The organism is Leptotrichia sp. oral taxon 879 str. F0557, from assembly GCF_000469385.1.
GTDB lineage: Bacteria > Fusobacteriota > Fusobacteriia > Fusobacteriales > Leptotrichiaceae > Leptotrichia > Leptotrichia mesophila.
Map to the genome: position 1 here is coordinate 52,421 of NZ_KI271286.1, position 20,898 is coordinate 73,318.

The 20,898-nt window shown below is 28.6% G+C and carries 16 protein-coding genes and 1 riboswitch; of the genes, 11 read left to right on the forward strand and 5 right to left on the reverse strand.

Translation table 11 applies throughout. From position 1 onward, the window contains the following. Nucleotides 1-400: 400 nt before the first annotated feature. Genes HMPREF1552_RS00555 through HMPREF1552_RS00570 form a run of 4 tightly spaced genes read left to right on the forward strand, consistent with a single transcriptional unit; the run spans nt 401 to nt 4,371 of the window. Nucleotides 401-1,369 (forward strand): ABC transporter substrate-binding protein, encoded by a 969-nt coding sequence (locus tag HMPREF1552_RS00555; protein WP_021743073.1) that lies wholly within the window; start codon nt 401-403, stop codon nt 1,367-1,369. A gap of 44 nt (nt 1,370-1,413) precedes the next feature. Further along, entirely contained in the window at nt 1,414-2,391 is a 978-nt protein-coding gene (locus HMPREF1552_RS00560; RefSeq protein ID WP_021743074.1) for an ABC transporter substrate-binding protein, read from the forward strand. 49 nt (nt 2,392-2,440) lie between these two features. Next, complete coding sequence (locus tag HMPREF1552_RS00565; RefSeq protein WP_021743075.1) at nt 2,441-3,586, forward strand: ABC transporter permease; 1,146 nt, start codon at nt 2,441-2,443, stop codon at nt 3,584-3,586. Continuing rightward, nucleotides 3,586-4,371, forward strand: coding sequence for an ABC transporter ATP-binding protein (locus HMPREF1552_RS00570; RefSeq protein ID WP_021743076.1), 786 nt, complete (start codon nt 3,586-3,588; stop codon nt 4,369-4,371). Before HMPREF1552_RS00565 ends, HMPREF1552_RS00570 begins: the two co-directional genes overlap by 1 nt. 411 nt (nt 4,372-4,782) lie before the next feature. On the opposite strand, the gene HMPREF1552_RS00575 is transcribed toward HMPREF1552_RS00570, so the two are convergent. The 4 genes from HMPREF1552_RS00575 to ribE form a co-directional block, all read right to left on the reverse strand. Next, nucleotides 4,783-6,003: a bifunctional 3,4-dihydroxy-2-butanone-4-phosphate synthase/GTP cyclohydrolase II gene (locus HMPREF1552_RS00575; RefSeq protein ID WP_021743077.1), complete on the reverse strand. Its 1,221-nt coding sequence runs from the start codon at nt 6,001-6,003 to the stop codon at nt 4,783-4,785. Nucleotides 6,004-6,037: 34 nt separating this feature from the next. Next, the gene (locus HMPREF1552_RS00580) at nt 6,038-6,715 is read right to left on the reverse strand and encodes a riboflavin synthase (RefSeq protein ID WP_021743078.1); all 678 of its coding nucleotides are present in this window, start codon (nt 6,713-6,715) and stop codon (nt 6,038-6,040) included. Between the two features lie 72 nt (nt 6,716-6,787). After that, nucleotides 6,788-7,903 (reverse strand): bifunctional diaminohydroxyphosphoribosylaminopyrimidine deaminase/5-amino-6-(5-phosphoribosylamino)uracil reductase RibD, encoded by a 1,116-nt coding sequence (ribD, locus tag HMPREF1552_RS00585; protein ID WP_021743079.1) that lies wholly within the window; start codon nt 7,901-7,903, stop codon nt 6,788-6,790. Nucleotides 7,904-8,101: 198 nt separating this feature from the next. After that, on the reverse strand, nt 8,102-8,566 hold the full coding sequence (ribE, locus tag HMPREF1552_RS00590) for a 6,7-dimethyl-8-ribityllumazine synthase (RefSeq protein WP_021743080.1): 465 nt from the start codon (nt 8,564-8,566) through the stop codon (nt 8,102-8,104). Nucleotides 8,567-8,758: 192 nt separating this feature from the next. Then, nucleotides 8,759-8,896, reverse strand: a riboswitch (FMN riboswitch). Between the two features lie 229 nt (nt 8,897-9,125). Here ribE and HMPREF1552_RS00595 point away from each other — a divergent pair. The 5 genes from HMPREF1552_RS00595 to HMPREF1552_RS00615 all read left to right on the forward strand — a co-directional run bounded on the left by HMPREF1552_RS00595 (nt 9,126) and on the right by HMPREF1552_RS00615 (nt 18,604). Then, nucleotides 9,126-10,433 (forward strand): leucine-rich repeat domain-containing protein, encoded by a 1,308-nt coding sequence (locus HMPREF1552_RS00595; RefSeq protein ID WP_021743081.1) that lies wholly within the window; start codon nt 9,126-9,128, stop codon nt 10,431-10,433. Between the two features lie 120 nt (nt 10,434-10,553). After that, entirely contained in the window at nt 10,554-14,666 is a 4,113-nt protein-coding gene (locus tag HMPREF1552_RS00600) for a DUF4280 domain-containing protein (protein WP_021743082.1), read from the forward strand. A 10-nt stretch (nt 14,667-14,676) separates the two neighbouring features. After that, nucleotides 14,677-15,264, forward strand: coding sequence for a hypothetical protein (locus HMPREF1552_RS00605; RefSeq protein WP_021743083.1), 588 nt, complete (start codon nt 14,677-14,679; stop codon nt 15,262-15,264). Nucleotides 15,265-15,533: 269 nt separating this feature from the next. Further along, entirely contained in the window at nt 15,534-17,699 is a 2,166-nt protein-coding gene (locus tag HMPREF1552_RS00610; protein WP_021743084.1) for a hypothetical protein, read from the forward strand. Nucleotides 17,700-17,722: 23 nt separating this feature from the next. Next, the gene (locus HMPREF1552_RS00615; RefSeq protein WP_021743085.1) at nt 17,723-18,604 is read left to right on the forward strand and encodes a hypothetical protein; all 882 of its coding nucleotides are present in this window, start codon (nt 17,723-17,725) and stop codon (nt 18,602-18,604) included. Between the two features lie 241 nt (nt 18,605-18,845). Here the strand turns inward: HMPREF1552_RS00615 and HMPREF1552_RS00620 are convergent, their stop codons facing one another. Next, complete coding sequence (locus HMPREF1552_RS00620) at nt 18,846-19,358, reverse strand: hypothetical protein (RefSeq protein WP_021743086.1); 513 nt, start codon at nt 19,356-19,358, stop codon at nt 18,846-18,848. Nucleotides 19,359-19,601: 243 nt separating this feature from the next. Here HMPREF1552_RS00620 and HMPREF1552_RS00625 point away from each other — a divergent pair, with 243 nt between their 5' ends. Together HMPREF1552_RS00625 and HMPREF1552_RS00630 are read left to right on the forward strand one after the other, a co-directional pair. Further along, nucleotides 19,602-19,799, forward strand: a complete 198-nt coding sequence (locus HMPREF1552_RS00625; RefSeq protein WP_015769847.1) for a cold-shock protein — start codon at nt 19,602-19,604, stop codon at nt 19,797-19,799. 199 nt (nt 19,800-19,998) lie between these two features. Beyond that, on the forward strand, nt 19,999-20,856 hold the full coding sequence (locus tag HMPREF1552_RS00630) for a histidinol-phosphatase HisJ family protein (RefSeq protein ID WP_021743088.1): 858 nt from the start codon (nt 19,999-20,001) through the stop codon (nt 20,854-20,856). Nucleotides 20,857-20,898 lie beyond the last annotated feature (42 nt).

Here is a 20,898-nt window from a genome sequence, read left to right on the forward strand (position 1 = left end):
CTGAACAAATAAAAGCTCCGTCGGTTTATTAAAACTAAAAAATTATATTTTAATTATTTCGAGATACTATTTTTTTTTATCTTTTATCAAAAACATTTACAAAAAAAGAAAAAATCTAAAAATTATGGAAAAATATTTATTGATTAAATAAAATAAAAATTAAAGAAGATTTTATTTAATTTAAAAATGAAAAAATAAATCAAAAAAGTTATTAAAAGGAAATAATAATATTGCTTTAAAGAGAAAAAAATGTTATTATTTCATAGTAGGGAAAAATATTATCTAAAATTAGTTGAGAAGATAATATTTTATTAACTCAAAACTTTGGAATAGAATTAAAAAAATTATTTTGGATGTTTTGAGAAAATTTGTAGGATAGTAGGAAAGAGAGGAAAAATTAATGAAAAAATTATTGATTTTAATTAGTGCATTGACACTTATGGTTTTAAGCTGTGGGAATTCTGGTAGTGAGAATAAAGGTAGTAGTGGAGCTGGGACAAGCTCTAAGAAGTATAGAATTGGAATTACACAGATTGCATCACATCCAGCACTTGACAGTGCAAGGGAAGGATTTAAGGCAGCTTTTAAGGAAGCAGGAATTGAAGCTGATTTTGATGAGAAAAATGCAAATGGAGAAACAGCTAATGCAAATTTGATTGCCAATAACTTTGTTAGTTCAAAAGAGGACTTGATATTCGCGATTGCAACAAATGCAGCTCAACCAGCGGCACAAGCGACAAATGATATACCTGTTGTGTTTTCGGCGATTACAGATCCACGATCGGCTGGAATTTTGAAGGATAATGTGACTGGTGTAAGTGATAGAATGGATGTAAAACAACAATTGGAATTGTTAAAGAAATTAAGTCCTAACATAAAAACAGTTGGGGTACTTTATAATTCTTCGGAACAAAATTCAAAGGTTCAAGTGGAAGATTTGAAAAAAGCGGCAAAGGAACTAGGAATAAATATTGTTGAAAAAAGTATTGTTCAAGCAAATGAAATACCTCAGGCGGTAGATAATCTAGTTAGGGAAACAGATGCAATTTATTTGCCAACAGATAATCTTGTGGCATCTGTTGTAAGCTTGATTACAGACAAAGCAACAGCGGCTAAAAAAATAGTATTTGGTGGGGAAGCGGCTCATGTAAAAGGCGGAGCTTTGATCACACAAGGTGTAAGTTATTATGAAATAGGGAAAGAAGCTGGTAAAATGGCAATTGAAATTTTGAAGAACGGTAAAAAGCCTAGTGAAATTCAATTTAAGACAATGCCTTTAAATGAAATTGTAGTAAATGGAAAGACACTTGCGGCACTTGGAATTTCATTACCTGAGGATATAAAATCTAAGGCACAGGTTATTCAGTAAAATTTTGATAAAAAGATTTAGAAAATAATGGGAAAGGAAGAGAAATGAAAAAAATATTATTAGTAGTTGTAAGTTTATTAATGGTATTAGCTTGTGGAAATAAAAACAGTGATACTGTCAGTGGAAAAAATAGTTCACAGCCAGCTGATAATAAACAAGTTTTTAAAATTGGTGTAACACAGTTCATGGAACATCCATCACTTAATTTGGCAAAAAAAGGATTTGAGGATGCATTCAAGGAAGCTGGGATAAATGCAGACTTTGATGAAAAAAATGCAAATGGGGAAGTAACAAATGCAAATTTGATAGCTTCAAATTATAAGGTAGACAAAAAAGACTTGGTATTTGGGATCGCAACACCATCTGCACAAGCGTTGGTAAATAATATTTCAGATATTCCAGTGCTATTTTCAGCTGTTACAGATCCAGCAAGTGCAAAACTTTTGAATCCAAATGTGACAGGGACAAGTGATAAAGTAGAAAATATTGCAGTACAATTGGATTTACTTTTGAAAATAAAGCCTGATGTAAAAAAAGTTGGAGTTCTCTATAATCCATCAGAACAAAATTCGGCCGTTCAAGTTCAGGAAATTCAAAAAATTGCCAAGGAAAAAAATATAGAAGTTGTGTTGCAGGGAATAAGCAATTTTGGTGAACTGGCACAGGCTACTAAAAATTTATTGGGAGTAACTGATGCATTGTATTTACCAACAGATAATCTTGTTGTATCAGGGGCAAACTTTGTCGCTTCCGAAGCGATTGCAGCTAAAAAACCTGTAATTGCAAGTGAAAACTCTTCTGTAGAACTGGGAGCATTGTTCACAATGGGGCTTGACTACTACGCATTAGGAAAACGTACTGGAGAAATGGCAATCGAAATTCTTAAAGGGAAACCTGTTTCTCAAATTCCTTTTGAAACTTCAAAACAAATGAAATTATATGTAAATCAGAAGACAGCACAGGCATTGGGACTGGATATAAAAAATCCATTGTTTAATGGAGCTGAATTTGTAGGAAAATAAATAATAAATTAAATGGAGAGAACAGAAAAGAAAGAGAGAAAAAAGTTAAATGAATGAATTATTAGTATTTTTACAAAGTCTTCCAGAGGCTTTTAAAACTGGATTTATATATTCGATAATGGTTATGGGAGTGTATTTGACTTATAAAATACTGGATTTTCCAGATATGTCAGTGGATGGAACATTTCCACTTGGAGGATTTGTATTTGCAGCATTTGCACTGTCTAAAAATGGTTTTTTTGGAATAACAAGTCCGATTATGGGACTGATTCTTGCGGTTATATGTGGAATGATTGCAGGATATGTGACAGGAGCCTTGCACGTTTATTTAAAAATTAACGGACTGCTTTCAGGAATTTTAGTAATGACGGGACTTTATAGTATAAACTCCAGAATTGTTGGAATGCCTAATGTATTTATATCGCCAGAAAGAAGTATTTATGAAATAATTTCTTATGAAAAGAACTTTATACCTTTTTCAATTATATTTGTAATTTTACTTGTATTGAAAGGGCTTTATGACTATAAAATTAAAGAAAATAAATATATGGTTAGAAGTCTTGCTGTTTATACTATTTTTGTAATTGGACTGATAATTTATGTTGCAAATACAAAAGATGTAAAACTTATGCTTACAATACTTATCGCATTTATTATAAAAATGGTTATTGATTATATCTTGACATCAAAATTTGGATTTGCATTAAGAGCATTGGGGAATAATGAGCAGCTTGTAGTAAGTCTTGGGGTAAATGAAAAAAGACTAAAAATATTTGGATTAATGCTGGCAAATGGAGTTGTGGCATTAGCAGGTGCATTGTTTGCACAAAATATTAAAGTTGCAGATTTGCAGTCTGGAGTAGGAACAATTGTTATTGGACTTGCAGCAATTATTTTAGGACTTGGAGTATTGAAAAAATCACAAGTAATAAACGAAATTTCCATTGTTACAATAGGATCTTTAATGTATTATTTTATAATAAATCTAGCTTTGATGTCAAACAGCTGGACAAGAAATATGTATGAAGGGCTTCATTTCAGTGATAATGTTATAAAGATACTGGAAGTTAAACCAACAGATGTAAAAGTTATAACAGCGATAATTCTTGCAGTAATTTTATGGAATGAATTAATTCAAAAAACTAAAAAAGGTAAGAAAAAAGTAAAATTGATTGAGAAGGGAGAGGCAAATTAATGATAGAGTTAAAAAATTTACATAAAACTTTCTTCTCTGAACTGGGAACAGAAAAACAAGTATTTAAAGGCTTGAATTTCACAATAAATGACGGGGATTTTATAACAATTATTGGAAGTAATGGTGCTGGAAAGTCTACACTTTTGAATGTATTAAATGGACAAATCATACCAGATGGAGGGAATGTTGTTTTAAACGGAAATGATATAACAAATGTAGAACAGCATAAAAGAGCAAAATGGATTTCACAAGTTTACCAAAATCCAACAATGGGAACAGCTCCATCAATGACGGTGCTGGAAAATTTGTCAATGGCTAAAAATAAAGGAAAGCGTTTTAACTTTACTTTTGGATTGGATGTAAAAAATATCGAATTTTATAAAAAGCAATTGGCAAGTTTGGGACTTGGGCTGGAAAATCAATTGTTTACACAGGTAGGACTTCTATCTGGTGGACAAAGACAATGTTTGTCATTAATAATGGCAACTCTAAACCGTCCAGATATATTACTGCTGGATGAACATACAGCAGCACTTGATCCTCAGACTTCAGAAATAATTTTGGAAAAGACAAAGGAAATTATTGAAAAAAATAATATAACAAGTCTTATGATAACGCATAATATGCAAGATGCCATAACTTATGGAAATAGGCTTATTATGCTTCATGCAGGAGAAATAATTTTTGATATAAAAGGCGAGGAAAAGAAAAAACTGACGGTGGAAAAACTGCTTGAAATGTTTAAAACAAAAGATGCAAAGTTATCTGACAAAGATATATTTTAATTATAGAATAGCATTAAAACATAATCTGAGAAACTAGATGATAAAGTCAAAAGTTTTTGGATTATGTTTTTTTATACCTATAATTATTTTGTATAAAAATATTATTTAATAATTGATAAAAAGTATCTAAAAATATTTATGAGTTGAAGATTTTGAATGAAGAAATATTTTTTTCAAAATTAGATTTTTGCTTAGAACTTATAGAAGACATTTAATTTTTTATTACTTGAAGAATATTTTATAAAAGGAAATTATGAAAAATTTAAGAAATAAATAAGGAGAATTGTTGAAAGTTAAATTAAAATAATGGAAATTACTTTAAAATAGAGTTAATTTTATAAAAAGCTTAAAATAAAAACTCAGATATTTTAGCAAAATAGCCATAATACCTGAGTTAATTGAATCAATTTTCTATAAATTTTGTTTCAATAAATGTCCCATTTTTTCTTTTTTTACCTTTAAATAACTTTTATCCACATCATTTGCAGTAATTTCAATTTCTGTACGTCCAGCAACTTTAATCCCGTATTTTTCGAGTCCTTCAATTTTTTTTGGATTATTAGTTTTTAAAATAATTGATTTTATTCCTAAATCCTTTATAATCTGTGCTGCTACAGCATAATCTCTTAAATCATCAGAAAATCCCAATTTATGATTTGCTTCAACAGTATCATAGCCTTCATCCTGAAGTTTATATGCCTTTAATTTATTCAAAATACCAATTCCACGTCCTTCTTGACGTAGATAGATTAAAAGACCTTCTCTACTTTCTTCCAGTTCATATAAGGCTCTATGAAGCTGTTCTTGACAATCACACCGTCTTGAACCAAAAACATCACCGGTCAGGCATTCAGAGTGAAGTCTGACAGTGACATTTTCTTTATTCTTTATTTCCCCTTTCATAACAGCAATATATTCTTTATGTTCAATTTTGTCACTATAACCTGCAAAAGTAAAGTTTCCAAATTGTGTTGGAATATGAACAACTGCTTCGTTTTTAACTAATTTTTCGTTTTTTTTTATGTAAACAATTAAATCATCAATTGTAATTAATTTTAAATTATGTTTTTGGCAAAATTCAAACAAATCATTTCGACGAGCCATTTCCCCATCTTCTCTTAAAATTTCCATAATTACACCTATATCAGAAAATCCAGCAAGTTTAGATAATTCAACAGCAGCCTCAGTATGTCCTTTTCTTTCAAGAACGCCACCTTCACGTGCGATTAGCGGAAATATATGTCCTGGTTTTCTAAAGTCTTTTGCGGTTTTTAGAGGATTTGCCAAGTCTTTTATTGTTTTTAGTCTATCACCTGCAGAAATTCCAGTAGTTGTACCTTCCAGCGCGTCAACTGATACTGTAAAAGCAGTTCCGTAATAATCAGTATTGTGCTGAACCATTGGATTTAGTTCAAGCTCTTCTGCACGTTTTTTAGACATTGGGACACACATAAGCCCACGTGCCTCATTAATTATAAAATTTAAAGTTTCATAAGTTACTGCATCAGCTGGAATTACAAAATCTCCTTCATTTTCTCTCTCTTCATCGTCAACAACTACTACTGGAATACCATTTTTTAAATCTTCGATGGCAGCTTCAATGCTGTCAAAATTCATCTTTTTTTCTGACATTTAAAATCACTTCTTTCTTTTATTATATTTTCAATTAGAATCCATTTTTTTGTAAAAATTCCATTGTTAAATTTGATTTTTTTTCTTTATTTTCTATATTTTCAAAATTGTCAAACTTTAATATTTTTTCAACATATTTTCCAAACAAATCTGTTTCAATATTTACAAAATCTCCAGTTTTTTTCATTCCAACGGTAATATTTTCAATTGTATGTGGAATAAGTGAAACTGAGAAAATTCCATCATTATCATTTACATCAATTACTGTAAGGCTCGCTCCATCAATCGTTACACGTCCTTTTTCAACAATGTATTTCATATTATTTTTATAATTTTTATCCAGCTGGAATTCATACACTTTTGCAATCCCTTTGTCTGTAATTGATACAATTTTAGCCTCACAGTCAACATCTCCCATTACAAGATGTCCGCCTAAAAAAGTCATAAGTGTAAGTGACTTTTCAAGATTTACAATATCTCCAGCTTTAGCACGTTTTAAACCGCTTTTTTCAATAGTTTCAAACATTACATCGGCAGTAAAGTCATTTCCATTTAGTTTTGTAACAGTCAAACAGACGCCATTTACAGCAATACTATCCCCAATCTGTGCTTTTTCAGCGACTTTTTTTCCCCTTATTGTAATCTCGATACTTGCAGATTTTTTTGCAATATCAATAATTTTTCCAGTTTCTTCAACTAAACCAGTAAACATAATTTTCTCCTGATTTTTAATTTTTTATTTTAAATTATAGTAGAAAGTTAAGTTGTATTTATAACCAATCTACTAACTATAATTTTTTTGTAAAAATTCCATTCCAACATTTTCATCATAAACATTATATTTTACGTTTTTCAAAACGATGGCTCTATTCATATTTTTTTTATCAAATCCAGCAATAAAAGATTTTCCTTCAGTATCGCCTAAAATTTTATTAGCAATGAAAATTTCTCCAGCATCAATAACATCTTCTTCAAATGCTTGTGAAATAAGTGATTGTCCACCTTCCAGCAAAATTGAGTCAATTCCTAATTTTCCAATTTTGTCAAGGATTTCTTTAAAATTGAATTTTGTACCATTTAAAAATACAAATTTAACCTTGTTATTTTTAGAAAAATCTAACTGCTTTTCAGAATTTTTATTTTTTTCTGATGTAATAATTATGGTTTTTTCATCAATATTTTCCTTAATAACAGTATAATCTTTTTCAGTTTTTAAATGTGGATCAATAATTATTCTATATGGATTTACACCATTTTCAATTCTCGCAGTAAGACTTGGATTATCAGCTAGAATAGTATTTATCCCAACCATTATTCCCATAAATTTATTTCGGTAAAATTGTACTTTTTCACGTGCCGCTTCGTTTGTAATCCATTTGGAATTTCCTGTTTTTGTAGCAATTTTTCCATCTAGAGTAATCGCACATTTTAAGAATAAATATGGTAATTTTGTCATAATATATTTGAAAAACACTTGGTTTATTTTGTCGCATTCTTCTTTCAAAATATTTCCAGTAACTTCAATTCCAGCATTTTTCAATATTTGTATACCTTTTCCAGTTACTTTTGGATTTGGATCAGATGAGCCGATAACACATCTTTTTAGTCCCAATTTTACAATTTTTTCTGCACAAGGTGGTGTTTTTCCATAATGCGAGCAAGGTTCCAATGTAACATAAATTGTTGCATCTGACAAATCTTTAGAATTTTTTGAAGCTTCATCCAAGGCATAAACTTCGGCGTGAGGTCCTCCAAAATATTTGTGATAGCCAGTTCCAATAACTTTTCCATCTTGAACGACGATAGCTCCAACCATTGGATTGGGATTTACTGACCCACCCCCTTTTTTTGCCAGTTCAATTGCCATTTTCATATATTTTTCATCAATATTTTCATTCATTTTATTTTTTCCTTTATTATAGTAAAACTGATTTAAAACTAAACTCAAAAGGCTATGACTATTTTCTCAAACCCTAAATTTTATATAATTTTTAGTAGTTTAATTTTAAGTAGGTTTGAGTATAATTCATGATGCTATCAATTAAATTTATAATTTTATTTTTATCAAAATTTTCTGAAAATTTTACAAAAATATTTTTTATCCAATTTCTTTTATTAAATTAATCATTTCGATTACAGAAAATGCAGCATCTGCACCTTTATTTCCAGCTTTTGTTCCGGCTCTTTCAATAGCTTCTTCAATGTTGTTTGTAGTTAAAACTCCAAAAATTACAGGTAATTCACTTTGCAATGAAATTTGGGCAACTCCTTTTGAAACTTCTGAACAAACATAGTCAAAGTGTGGTGTAGAACCTTTTATAACAGCTCCAAGAGTAATTATAGCATCATATTTTTGTGTATTTGCTAATTTTTTTGCAATTAGTGGTATTTCAAAAGCTCCTGGAACCCAAGCAATATCAATATTTTCTTCAGAAACATCATTTCTTTTTAATACATCCAAAGCTCCTCCAATCAATTTTGAAGTAATGAATTCATTAAATCTCCCAGCTACAATAGCTATTTTTACATTTCTTCCATCAAATTTTCCTTCAAAAGTTCTCATTTTTAAATCATCCTCTCATTATTTAATTTTTTATTTTCATTTAAAACTAAAAAAGCCAAGAATACTAAGATTCAAGGCTTTTATATAAAGGTAGGTAATTTTAATTTGTAATTATTATAATTCTGAATTTTACATAAATAACTGAGTTATATACAACAAAATTATTTAATAAATTCATATTAAAAATTAATCATTTCACTTCTACCATCTAGACTGTAACTATCGGTACTGGAATTGCACCAGTTCATGTCGTTTTAATTTTATTTAAAATAAAAACAACTCGTGGACTTTACCACCGGTCGGGAATTTCGCCCTGCCCTGAAGTTTTAAATTTATTTTCTAAACTAATAATATCACTTTTTTATTATAATTACAAGCACTTTTTCAAAATAATATAAAATTTTTAGGAAAAAACCATTTTTTTATTGACAAAATTTAAAACATAAGGTATCATTATATAGATTAAAATAAAATGAATAAATATAAAAATATTAAAAAATATTTATATAAAATAAATTTTTTATTAATTAAAATAATAATATAAATAATAGGAGGAAAAATGAGAAAAATACTAAAAATTTCAATTTTTATAGTATTTATAGCATGTAGTAACAGTAAAAGTGATGAGTTGAAAGAAAATAGAAATACAAATGAACAAATGGCACAAATTCATACAATTTCGAAACAAGATAAAAGTTGTACTGAACTAGAAAAATATAATATTAATGCTGAAAAAATAGACTTGAGAAATAAAGGGTTGGAAGAGATAAATTGCGTTGTAAATTACAAAAATGCAAAAATTATTGATTTACGTTGGAATAGAATAAAGGACATAAAGCCGTTGGAAAATCTAAAAAAAATAGAAGTGTTGAAAATAAATTTTAATCAGATAGAAGATGTAAAACCGTTATTAAATTTGCCCAATTTAAGGGAACTATGGATACATAACAATAAAATAAGTGATATTAGAGGGATTGGAAAATTAGCAAAGCTCGAACATTTGGATGTAAGTTTTAATCCATTAAAAAATGGAGTTGAGGAAATTTCTAGATTAAAAAACTTAAAAAGGCTGGAATTACGTGAAGTTCCAAAAGAAATTGTGGATTATGTATATGAAAATTATCGTGATTTTATGATTCCTAAAAAAATATTTATAGAAGAAAGATACCCAGAACTTACTGCAAAAAGAGAAAATGTGGTAAAATATCCTAATTTTTCAGAATTTGAGAGCAAAATAAACGGTTTTGAGACAGTAAAGATTATAAAAGAACTTTCTACAAAGGAAATTGCACTAGATAAACTTCCGAAAGAGATTTACAAGATAGTTGATGAATATAATAGAAATTCTAAAGAAGCAGATGATAAAGTGGAAGGGGCAACTTTTTTTACAAATAATATTTACTCAATATACACTCTTACATATCCTTATGCTTATGCGGGACAATCAAATAGTGAAACTTTTTTTACAAAAAATGGAAAAATAATAGTAAAAGATATAGTAAATTTAGATTCACAATTGGAAAGTATTGAGGGAAATAATCTGTTTTTATCAATAGTTGCAGCAAGTGGAGGGACAAATTATGTGATAACGGATATGAAAAGTGAACATTTGTGGCGTGAGGAATTTAGGGATTTTGGGCTAGTATCACCTAAGAGAACAGGTAAAATTTTTATAACGGCTTCAAAGGAAAATGTTGTTAATGTAAGAGAAAACCATGGTTCAGATAGTTCGATAATTCATAAATTAGCGAATAACGTTACAGTTGAGGAAATCTCAAACGAAGGTGCCTGGAAATATGTGTATTTTTATAATAAAGATGGGGGATATTATATGAAAGGATATATACATAAAAGCCAGTTAAAATAGTTTATGATAAAATTAATTATAAATAAGAATATAGCAAACAAAGAAGGAATGTAATAATTTTATTTAAATTGATAAAATTAATTTTGTGAAAGTTTTAAGATTTAAAGGGGGAAATTGATTGTGGTAAATAGAAAATTTAATGGGGTAGATATTGGGGATAGTGCGGTTGCATTTTTTGAAAAATTAGCTAAGCTGGAAAGTGGAGGAAAATATGATTTAGCAGACCAAAAATACTATATTGGAAAATATCAAATAGGAACAGATGTTCTGATGGATATGGGATGGCTTCCAAAAGGATCAACTTGGGCAAATGCCAGATTTATTGGTGAAGGTGCCACAAAATGGAAGTTAACAGGAAAACAAAGTTTTTTGAATACTCCAGCAGCACAAGATGAAGTAATTATGCGTTCTGTAAAAATGAGATGGGCAACTTTGAAAAAACATAAGGATAAAATTTGTAAAAATATAGCAGTTCCTAGAAATGCAGTTTACAAAGCACCAGGAAAAGTAACAGCTTCTGAAGCAAGAGTAAAAACAATAATAATGAAAAAAAGAAATCAAGGCTATAAAGCAGAAGATTTGAGAGGAAAAAGTTTTTTGCTTACATCATCTGGAATGCTTGCTGCATCGCATTTATGTGGACAAGGTGCAATGTCTAATGCTTTGGAAAATAACTTTAAAGGAGTATGGGGAATACCAGTAGATGGAAATTCCATGCCTTCACTGCTTTATGCTGAAAATTTAGCAGGACATGACTTATCAGTAATTATTGGATTCAAGGATAATTGTGAAGTTGGACATAAAGTTGTGGAGAAAAATCATACTCAGACTGATAATAAAAATATAAATAAACAGGCTACAGTTCAGCAGAAACCTAAAAATAATATTTCAAATAATTCTCAATCAAAACCAGTACAAATGCAAAAACCTGTTTCAACCTCAAATACTACAAAAATAGAAAATGTTGAAAATACCAGCAAAGTGGGAGTATTCACATTTAATGGACAGAAATTTGAGGAAGTTTGGGATAGCGAAGAGTATAAAAGAGACAGAGCTGAAAATGGAAAAGCTCCTGAATTAGCCTTTGTAAATCCTGAAGAGTCTATTTTAAAGAGGCTGCAAGCTAAATTTCAAGATGAAAATCTTTATAATCAGGATTATGTAAAATATTTGGAAACTAAGACTGGGAAAAAGGTGCTGGAAGAGAATAATGAAGATATAAATATTATTTTAAAAATGTATGATGAGGCAACCAAAGATAACGAAAATATTGGGAATGTAATAAGACAGCATGGATTCGATATTTTGAGAGGAAGAGAAGAGAATAATGAAGTTTTGCGGATACAGGATATAGTTTATTATATTTATTCGTACCCTATTCCAAATAAAACTAGCATAGAGTCGCTGGAATACGTAATTAGCCAATATTCAGCAAAATACATTAAATTTCCTGATAAAAAGCCTGTAAATAAATTTAAGAAGCAAAATGATTATGTGGATAAAATACAAGGTGTGATTCAGATACATGTAAAAGATGAGGAAGTTAAGATTGAAAAAAATCAATTACCTGAAAAATATGATAAATATATACAAGGAATAAAGGATATTGATGAAATTATTATAAAAGTCAGTAAAAAACAGCCATCAGAATTGCAAAAATCAAGATGTGAAAATTTGATAAGAGAACTTGGAGAAAATGTATTAGAATACGAAAAAACATATTCTATAGATGAAAATGGAGTCAGACAGTTTCCTTTATCAAGAAGGTTAATTGACAATATAATAATTGAATTTTTGAAGGTTCAGACTGGATTTAAGGAAGAAAATGAAATTAAGTATTTTGATAATCATAAATATAGAGATAGTAATATAGTTAGAAATTATCTGTTATGGTATATAAAAAAACACAAGGGAATAGATTTACCTTCGAAAAGTGAAATGGGACTATTTGACAGGCTTCAAAAAATTGGAAAAGATATAAGGGTAACTACTGTTCTTAATGATTGGATAACTTCAAAGTCAGCAATAAAAGTACGGAATATCAGACAAATAAGTAATTTGATAGATGAAGTTTATGAAAATTACAGGGATAATTTGGACTTTGAAAAGGATAAAAGCATTATTTTGAGATTATTTAAAGATAGTAAAGAATTGCGAGATTATGCTGCAAATATTGATTCTATGGACTTGTATTCATTTTATAAATCATTTTATGATTTGCAGAATATTATAAATCCTACTGGAGAATTATTTGTAAATACTAACTGCATATTAAGGTGTACGCTTGGAAAGGATATAAGCAAGATAATAATAAATGAAGATAGAGTTATGCTTAGAGGAGCAAAGCAGGCAAATATAAATGACACAAATATTCAGCCTTTTAAATCATGTAGTGCTATCGGGATTTGTCAGCCAGCATTAATAGGGACATGGGAGAAAAATACAGATGTGAAAGTAAGAGACAAGCCTGCATTGCTGGATATTTCGACTATACAATGTATGCACGGTGGAATAATAAGTATTGATGATGCTGGACAAAAAGAAGTAGGAACGGCTGTTACCAAAATGGAAGAAGTTAAGGAAGCTGAGAGAGATGCAGATTGTCAATATAAGCTGTTAATAAATATTTGTAGCGATATAAATAATAATTTTATGCAGACACAGCTGAAAAAAGAGGCACAAAAATATGCTAAATGGAAAAAATATAAAGCTGGAGTAATGGACAATATGCGTTCTTACTTTTCAAAAGATGTAAAAAATATGCTTGGAATGAGAAAATTAAGTGAGTCTGAAAAGAAAAATAAAGAAAATTTTATAAAGATAAACAAAGCAAAAATGCAAATTGCAAATCAAGAAGTTACTACAGAAAAAGAAAAATATCTAAGAAAAAGAATCTATACCGTATTCAAAGAAGCTTATAAAAATGTAAAACAAAAGTCAGGGACTAAATTTGATACGAAAGGAGTAGTAAAAAATCACGGATTAAGCCTATGTGATTATGAAAGGAAAAATTTCTATTCTGCAAAAATGCTCCCAGTAATAACTTATGGTTATTTAATGCGAGCTGGAAATCTAACTATAACAGAAAATGCAAAAAAATTGATTGAATCAGAATTAAATAGTGATATAAACACTACAAATACAGAACAAATAAAATTACAAAACTACAAAATAAAAAATAATGTAAAACAGGCAAAAGCAGTTCCAAAACAAAGAATAAAATCATCAGATATATCAAACTGGATTGGAATAGGGAAAATGCTTTATACATCTACAAAACATGTTCCAACTGAGAGAGATATATTAAATGCTATAAGGAAAAATGGAAAAAGTGTGGCAGTGTGTCCGTTTAGTCAAGGGGTGTGGGATGAGACTCATGGTTCATCGAGTAGGATAAATGTGAATTCTAATAATGTTGCACAAAAAAATATACAAAAAAAAGTTGATAATAGTTCTGAAAAGGAGGTTAAGGTAGATACAAAGAGAAATAATTCGGTAATTCAAAATGAAAATAATAAAAATACAACAATAATAAATAAAATAATTCCTTCAATAGAAAAAACTCAAAATCCAAATAACAATTTGAATAAAAATATAAAAGAACAAAAACAAATTATTCAAAATGTTCCGCAAAAAAAACAAGAAACTAATGTATGTAAAATAAATAATTGTCCGCATAAAGAAATTGGAGAAAGAGCACCATGGATAAAAATTGCGGAAGAAGAAATGAAAAAATATAGAGGACAAAAAGAATCAAGTAAAAGTTTATACAGCAGAATACAGAAAACATATTTTTCTATGGCAAATTTTGGTACAGATAAAAATCCTACTAAAGTTGCATGGTGTGCAGCATTTATAACATACTGCATAAAAACATCGGGATATAAAAACTCATCAAATCCTTCTGTTGGAGGTTATGACTGGGGAGTTGCACCAAGACCAGGATTGCCAAAAAGAGGTTGGTTTGAAGGAGAAAAAACACAACCTTTTGTAGGAGCTATAGGAATTTTTAAATTTCGAAATGGATATAGTCATGTGGCTATATTAGTTGGAAAAAGAAAAAATGGAATGTATGTATTTTTAGGTGGAAATCAAAACAATGAAATTAATAAAACTGCTTTTGAGCCAAGTAGAATTGATTATTTTATGAAACCTAAAAGTTATATAGTAAAACCAGAAGAACGAGAATTGCCAATAATTATAGATTCACAAAATACAGGTACCGTAGGATAAAGGAGATAAAATGATAAAATTATTAATTAAAATAATAGTGCTGACTTTAATTTCATGTTGTGGAAAAAATAATGATAATTTGTTTAATAATATTAAATATAAGGAAAATACAGAAAAAAAACCACAAAAAATATTGAAAAAAGTAAGTTTTGATAATAAAAAAATGGATGATAAAACAATGAGTGTATCACTTAAAAGAATTCTTGACATTATTATTAAAGCTCGAAAAAGTAAAAATTATATATTAGAAAAATATGATAATAACATTTTTAAAAAGTATAGAGAATATTTTGATGATAATAAGAATAATAATGAATTTTTTGAAAAAACATCGAATATACTTTTAAAACTAGAAAATAAATTGGATAGCATGGGTTATAATAAAAAAATTGAAGAAACTATTAAAGTTAAAGATATTGAATATAGTTGTTCAATTCAGATAACAAAAAATCCTAAAAAATTAGGATATGTTAACGGAGATATATATGGAACCGTTATTTGTTCATCTGAAGATAATAATTCAATGGGGAGGTTTGAAGAAATTTATTTGACAAAAATAGGGACACAGTATTATATATTAGATTTATTAATTTCATAATTTTGTAAAAAAATAAAAATTATTTAATCTTAGAATTGAAGTATAAAACTTAATTTAAGCAATATAAAAACAAAAATTGAAAATAATAATATTGACAAAATCCAAATTTTATTGTATCATTATATTGGTTAAAAAATAATTAAAAATATAAAGAAGGGGGAAAATAAAGTTATTTGAAAAATTGTATAAAATTAGTTTAAATGGATTGCAAAAAGTTGATTTACAGTAATTAATTTTTATATGATACTAAGAATAACTTTAAAGGAAAAATGGGGAATAAGAATGTTATTAATCAGACTAATCGAACTATTTTATTTGAGGAAATTAATCCAGAGAAAATGGATATCTTGACGCTTATTAATGATGCGAGGGATATGGATTCGCTGGATGATGAGAATGTTATTGAAATTAACAGGCATCTTTTGGTTGGAAGTTTTAAAGAGTTTTTGGAAAAATTTGATCCGAAGGTGTATAGTTATTTTGATGCAGAGAGTCAGAGTATTAAGTATATTTTGAAAAAGCCGGAGGGAGTACCTGAAGATCTTGTAACAGAAATTAAGATTAATAATGGGAATACGTTTTTTAAGATGCTTAGTACATTGATTGAAGCTAGAAAGTCGCAAGGGAACAGGAATGTAGATTTTAAGTTTGAAAATATTTTGGAGTTAATTTCACCAAAAAAGGTTATTGAAGATATTAAGCAGACTAGAAAAGAGATTGCATATATTTATCAGAAATATGAAGAATTAGATGATGAGAATCCTAAAAAACTGGAATTAGGGGATAAACTTAACTCAAAATTTGAGGAGGCTTCAGAAAATTACAGCAATGTACTTGGAATGTTGCCACTTGCGATTGAAGACATAAAAACTCGACTTTTAATTGGAAGTGATACCAATAATTTTAAGTCTGAGAAAATAAAACTTGGAATGTTACAAGTGGGAGAAAAAGGGGAACTTGAAGTAATTGAGTATAAGCAGGAAAATCAGACGGCTCTTGCACTGATTGAAGAAAAAAATACAACAGCTTTAGTTGAGGCTTTCAGGGATGACTATGAAAATGTGACAGATGAGCCGAATAAATATATCAGCGATTTAGTTGTCAGAACATTTGTACCACTTGCAAAGACATTTGTAGATGTTGATCCTGAACAGGAAGTTGAAAATTATAATAATTATTTGGCATTTTATAAATCGGCACAGGAAGATTTTATAAAAATTGCAAAACCTTTGATTGAAAAAATATTAGGTGTAAAAATGTTTTTTGAACAGTATGATGTAAGAATGGGACTTATGAAACCGACTCTTTTAATTACAAATGTAAAGCCTGAAATGGTCGTAAAAGCTGGAAATAAAGATAAATTACGTGCGTTTTTGAACACAACTAATGAAAAAAATGATTTTGATAACACGGTATGGTTTGGAATTTATCCGAATGTTGATTTGGATACGAAAAAATCTGAGAAAAAAGTTCGTGAAAGATTTATGGGAACGAAGAATGAAGAGAAAACTGAAAAAAATACAATTGAAGTATTGACAAACTTAATGACTGTATTAGCAGAATATAGAGTTCAAGTATTTTTTAGTTTTGAAGGGAAGCCTGAAACTTCGTTTGATAATCTTGCTACAACAGGTGTAGATAAATATATTGAAAAAACTCAAATTCTTGAAAATCAGAGATATTCTGAATATTTGATCCCAGTAATCCCTAATTTTACGATAATTCCAAAGGATAAATCGGGTGTTATGCTGGATTATAAAATGAAATTTGAAGAAGAAACAGGGGTATCACTTTCAAAAGAACAGGAGGATTTGTTAAAATTCTGGATAGAAGGAGTGTATATTGATGCGGCTTATGTGGCAGCAGGGATAATTGGTGCCACACAATGTCCAAATTATCTAAAGGAAAGATTTTCAAATGTATCGCCACAATATCCGGGAGTACGTTTTGATATTGAGGAAAAAGATAATTCTTATCATACAAAAACAACAATGTCCAAGGAAATATCAGGATTTACAAATACAATAAAGGATAGAATAAATCAGTTTAACTATGGATTTGTATTTTCATCAGATAATGCAAATGTGGCACGTGAAAAAATACGGAATATAGTTGTATATAAGGCAAGAACTTTGCTAAAAAATCTAGATGGGGGCTATGAGCCACTTTATAAGACACTTACAACTACATATATTGAAAGAACGTTAAGATTTACAACAACAGACTTTAAGGAAGATAAGTTAAATATGTTTTTCAGTACAAATCCTGAAAGTCAGAAATCAGTCTGGTTAAAAGATACAAAATTTGTAAATGGAATCATGCAAAAAGGAGATGACTTATCCCATATAATTGATGTAGATAATGGTATTTGCCAGTTAAATATAACTTTTGCCGGAAACCTGAAAAATTTACAAGTTGAAATTAATAAAAATTAGTAAAATAAAAAAATGGGGGAAAGATGATTGAGAATAAATATCCTATATTTGGGCATGGGCAAGTGATAAGTAAGCAGGCACTTGATTTATTGAGGGATAATCCAGTAGAATTGACAGAACTATTGTATTTGGATAGAAAAGACGGAATAATTTTAGGATTTAATCTTATTACGGATGCAGAAAGCAAACGAGTGATAATAACAAAAGGAATTGTGAAATGCAGTGGAAAAATTTTTTGGATGAATGAGGATTATAAATTTGATATGCCTGAAATCGAGAATAGATATATTTTAAAATTAAAACTATTTTCAGATTTTGAGGAAAGAAAATTTTATGTTAGAAGTGCTGATTTTTCGTTAGAAATTTTAAATAATGCAGAAAATATTGAAATAAAAAATGAAGATGATGTTGAAATTGGATTTGATTTAGATAATCAATTAGAAATAAACTATGAGAATTTTGAAAATACTGGAAGAAAAAAAATCGGAGAAATTGAGATAACGAGATTTATTACAAGAGTTGGAGCAGAACTTAGAAATGATTATAATAGTTTTATAGATTTAAGACGTGACTTTAATTTGCTGGAGCTGATAAATACAAAATATTCTTCAAGACATGAATTAGGCACACTTCACCCTAAAATCTTGAAATTGTTTGGGAAAGAGGCTTCTAAAAAGGAAAATTTGGATATTTATGATGTTAATTTTTATGTAAATTGCTTAAATGGAAATGTGGAAAGAGATGTTATAATAGCGTATATTAATTTAAAGTTACAGATGGAAAATGAAAATTATAGTAATGAAGAGCTTTACCAATATCTAGTTAAAATTTTAGAAAATTTAGGAAAAGATAGAGAAATTTCTCAGAAAAAAAGAGTAATTCCAAGAAAAATTACAATTGAATAAAAAATTGAGATTTATTAATTTTCTAATTTCATACATTTATTATTTAAGTAGTTGAAACCAATTAGAACTACTTTTTAAGGAAATTACATAAATATTAGGTTTTAATACTTTGATAAAAAAGATTTTTAATATCTTCATTATTTAAATAAGATTTATTATTAGTATAAAAAAAACTCAGGCAGTTATAAAAAATATATAATTTAACTGCTTGAGTGAATTTTTAAAGATTAACTTAATGTAATTAATCAACTGTAAATATGAATTGATTTCCAGCGTATAGGCCTAATTTATTTTTATTTAGCTTAAATGTATAAGTGCCGTCTGTTAAGCTGTCATTTTTTTCATTGAAAGTCAAGTTTTTAGTATCAACTTGCATTCCATTTTCAGATTCACCTTTATAAGTTATCTTGTATTGGTTATTTTCTTTAGAAAATACTAAAATTCTATCTTCCATTGGGATTTCTTTACCAATAAGTCTATCTACATGCTGTAAAGTCTGGCTAGATTTCACTTCTTCTGGTTTTACTTGAGAAGGAGGTTGATTATTAGCATTTTCATTAATATTTTCAGAAGATTCTACAACTGGTTGTGCTTCCTGTGGGTTGGATTGAGAATTATTATTTGTAGTGTCGGCACTTTGCTGTTCAATTTGAATTTCATCCTGATCTTCATTTTGAGCCGCTTCTTTTTTTCCACAGCTCATTATTGCTAATATTAAAAATGTACTAATTAACATTTGTTTTTTTAAATTCATAAATTACCACATCCTTTTAAGTTTATTCTCAGTGTATATTTTATATTGTTTTTTAGGAAATTACAAGAGTTTTATTATAATAAATTCTTAAAAATAATTAAATTTTTGAGAAAAAAAGCTATTCTTTTTTAGAAAAGTGTGGTATAATAATAATAGATAACCAAAAGCAAGTAAGTGTAACAAAAAATATATATTTGTAACAGTAACAGTTGTTTGAGGTATAAAATTTTAGGAGGTAATACTTTGTTAGGTAAAGTAAAATGGTTTAACGACAAAAAAGGATTCGGATTTATTTCAGGAGAAGATGGAAATGATTATTTCTTGCATTTCTCAAAAATTAATAAAGAAGGATTCAAAACAGTTAACGAAGGTGAAGAAGTAAGCTTTGATGTAGAAGAAGGACCAAAAGGACCTCAAGCAACAAATGTAATTTCTCAATAATCGATTAATTAACTTTTTGTTTAAAGGAAGGCTATTTCAAAATGATAAATTTTGGAATGGCTTTTTCCTTTATATATGATTTTTATTTATAAAATATAGAATCTATTTTAAAATTAAACTTAAAATTTATAATTATTTTGTTAAATCTTGATTTGTCATTATTAGTTAAAAAATACTATATGGAAGGTAAGGGAATATTATGCTGGTAGATTATCATATGCACTTTGAGTATGGAAGTTATGATGAGGATTATGTGAATCCATTCTTTGAACAAGCAAAGAAAATGGGGCTTTCAGAAATTGGGATAACGGAACATACTCACGGATTTAAGGAATTTAAGGATTTATATTATGATGAGCTGATTTTGGATGAGAGTGAAACTGGGAATTTCCAGAAAAAATGGCTTGAGCAGAAAACAAAATTTGTGCATACATTGGATGAATACAGAGATTTTATAGATAAATTGAAATCAAAGGGGTATCCAGTAAAATTTGGAATAGAAGTGTGTAATTTTAAAAATCAGGAGAAAGTTAAGGAAATATTGTCTAAATATGATTTTGACTATCTGATTGTTTCGATTCATTTTATTAAGGGCTGGGGATTTGATTTCAGTGCTTTGAAGCATAAATTTACTGATGGAGATTTGGTGCAGATTTGGAAGGATTATGCAAAAGAGATTGAGGATGTGGCAAATACTGGAATGTATGATATTTTAGGACATCCGTTTAATTTGAGATTATTTAGAAATATTCCAGAAAAAAAAGATATCGACAGCTTGCTTGAAAGTACGGCTAGATGTTTGAAAAAAAATAACATGGTTGTGGATATAAACACAGGAACGTTTTATCGTTATCCAATCAAAGAAATTACTCCATATAGAGATTTTATGGAATATGTGAAAAAATATGATATTCCTGTGATTTTGTCAAGTGATTCACATTATTCTGAGCATGTTGGAATGAAAATAAAGGAAGCTGGTGAATATGCAAAGGAATTTGGAATTACTGAAATGGTAACTTTTGATAAAAGAAAGAGAAGAATGGTTGAAATAGGTTAAAAATAAAAAATAGGGATTGCCTCAGAATGCGAGATAATCCCT

What these genes read in the sequence shown, in the direction of transcription:
- HMPREF1552_RS00555 (WP_021743073.1), top strand. Translation starts at nt 401, where the DNA reads ATGAAAAAATTATTGATTTTAATTAGTGCATTGACACTTATGGTTTTA.
- HMPREF1552_RS00560 (WP_021743074.1), top strand. Translation starts at nt 1,414, where the DNA reads ATGAAAAAAATATTATTAGTAGTTGTAAGTTTATTAATGGTATTAGCT.
- HMPREF1552_RS00565 (WP_021743075.1), top strand. Translation starts at nt 2,441, where the DNA reads ATGAATGAATTATTAGTATTTTTACAAAGTCTTCCAGAGGCTTTTAAA.
- HMPREF1552_RS00570 (WP_021743076.1), top strand. Translation starts at nt 3,586, where the DNA reads ATGATAGAGTTAAAAAATTTACATAAAACTTTCTTCTCTGAACTGGGA.
- HMPREF1552_RS00575 (WP_021743077.1), bottom strand. Translation starts at nt 6,003, where the DNA reads ATGTCAGAAAAAAAGATGAATTTTGACAGCATTGAAGCTGCCATCGAA.
- HMPREF1552_RS00580 (WP_021743078.1), bottom strand. Translation starts at nt 6,715, where the DNA reads ATGTTTACTGGTTTAGTTGAAGAAACTGGAAAAATTATTGATATTGCA.
- ribD (WP_021743079.1), bottom strand. Translation starts at nt 7,903, where the DNA reads ATGAATGAAAATATTGATGAAAAATATATGAAAATGGCAATTGAACTG.
- ribE (WP_021743080.1), bottom strand. Translation starts at nt 8,566, where the DNA reads ATGAGAACTTTTGAAGGAAAATTTGATGGAAGAAATGTAAAAATAGCT.
- HMPREF1552_RS00595 (WP_021743081.1), top strand. Translation starts at nt 9,126, where the DNA reads ATGAGAAAAATACTAAAAATTTCAATTTTTATAGTATTTATAGCATGT.
- HMPREF1552_RS00605 (WP_021743083.1), top strand. Translation starts at nt 14,677, where the DNA reads ATGATAAAATTATTAATTAAAATAATAGTGCTGACTTTAATTTCATGT.
- HMPREF1552_RS00610 (WP_021743084.1), top strand. Translation starts at nt 15,534, where the DNA reads ATGGGGAATAAGAATGTTATTAATCAGACTAATCGAACTATTTTATTT.
- HMPREF1552_RS00615 (WP_021743085.1), top strand. Translation starts at nt 17,723, where the DNA reads ATGATTGAGAATAAATATCCTATATTTGGGCATGGGCAAGTGATAAGT.
- HMPREF1552_RS00620 (WP_021743086.1), bottom strand. Translation starts at nt 19,358, where the DNA reads ATGAATTTAAAAAAACAAATGTTAATTAGTACATTTTTAATATTAGCA.
- HMPREF1552_RS00630 (WP_021743088.1), top strand. Translation starts at nt 19,999, where the DNA reads ATGCTGGTAGATTATCATATGCACTTTGAGTATGGAAGTTATGATGAG.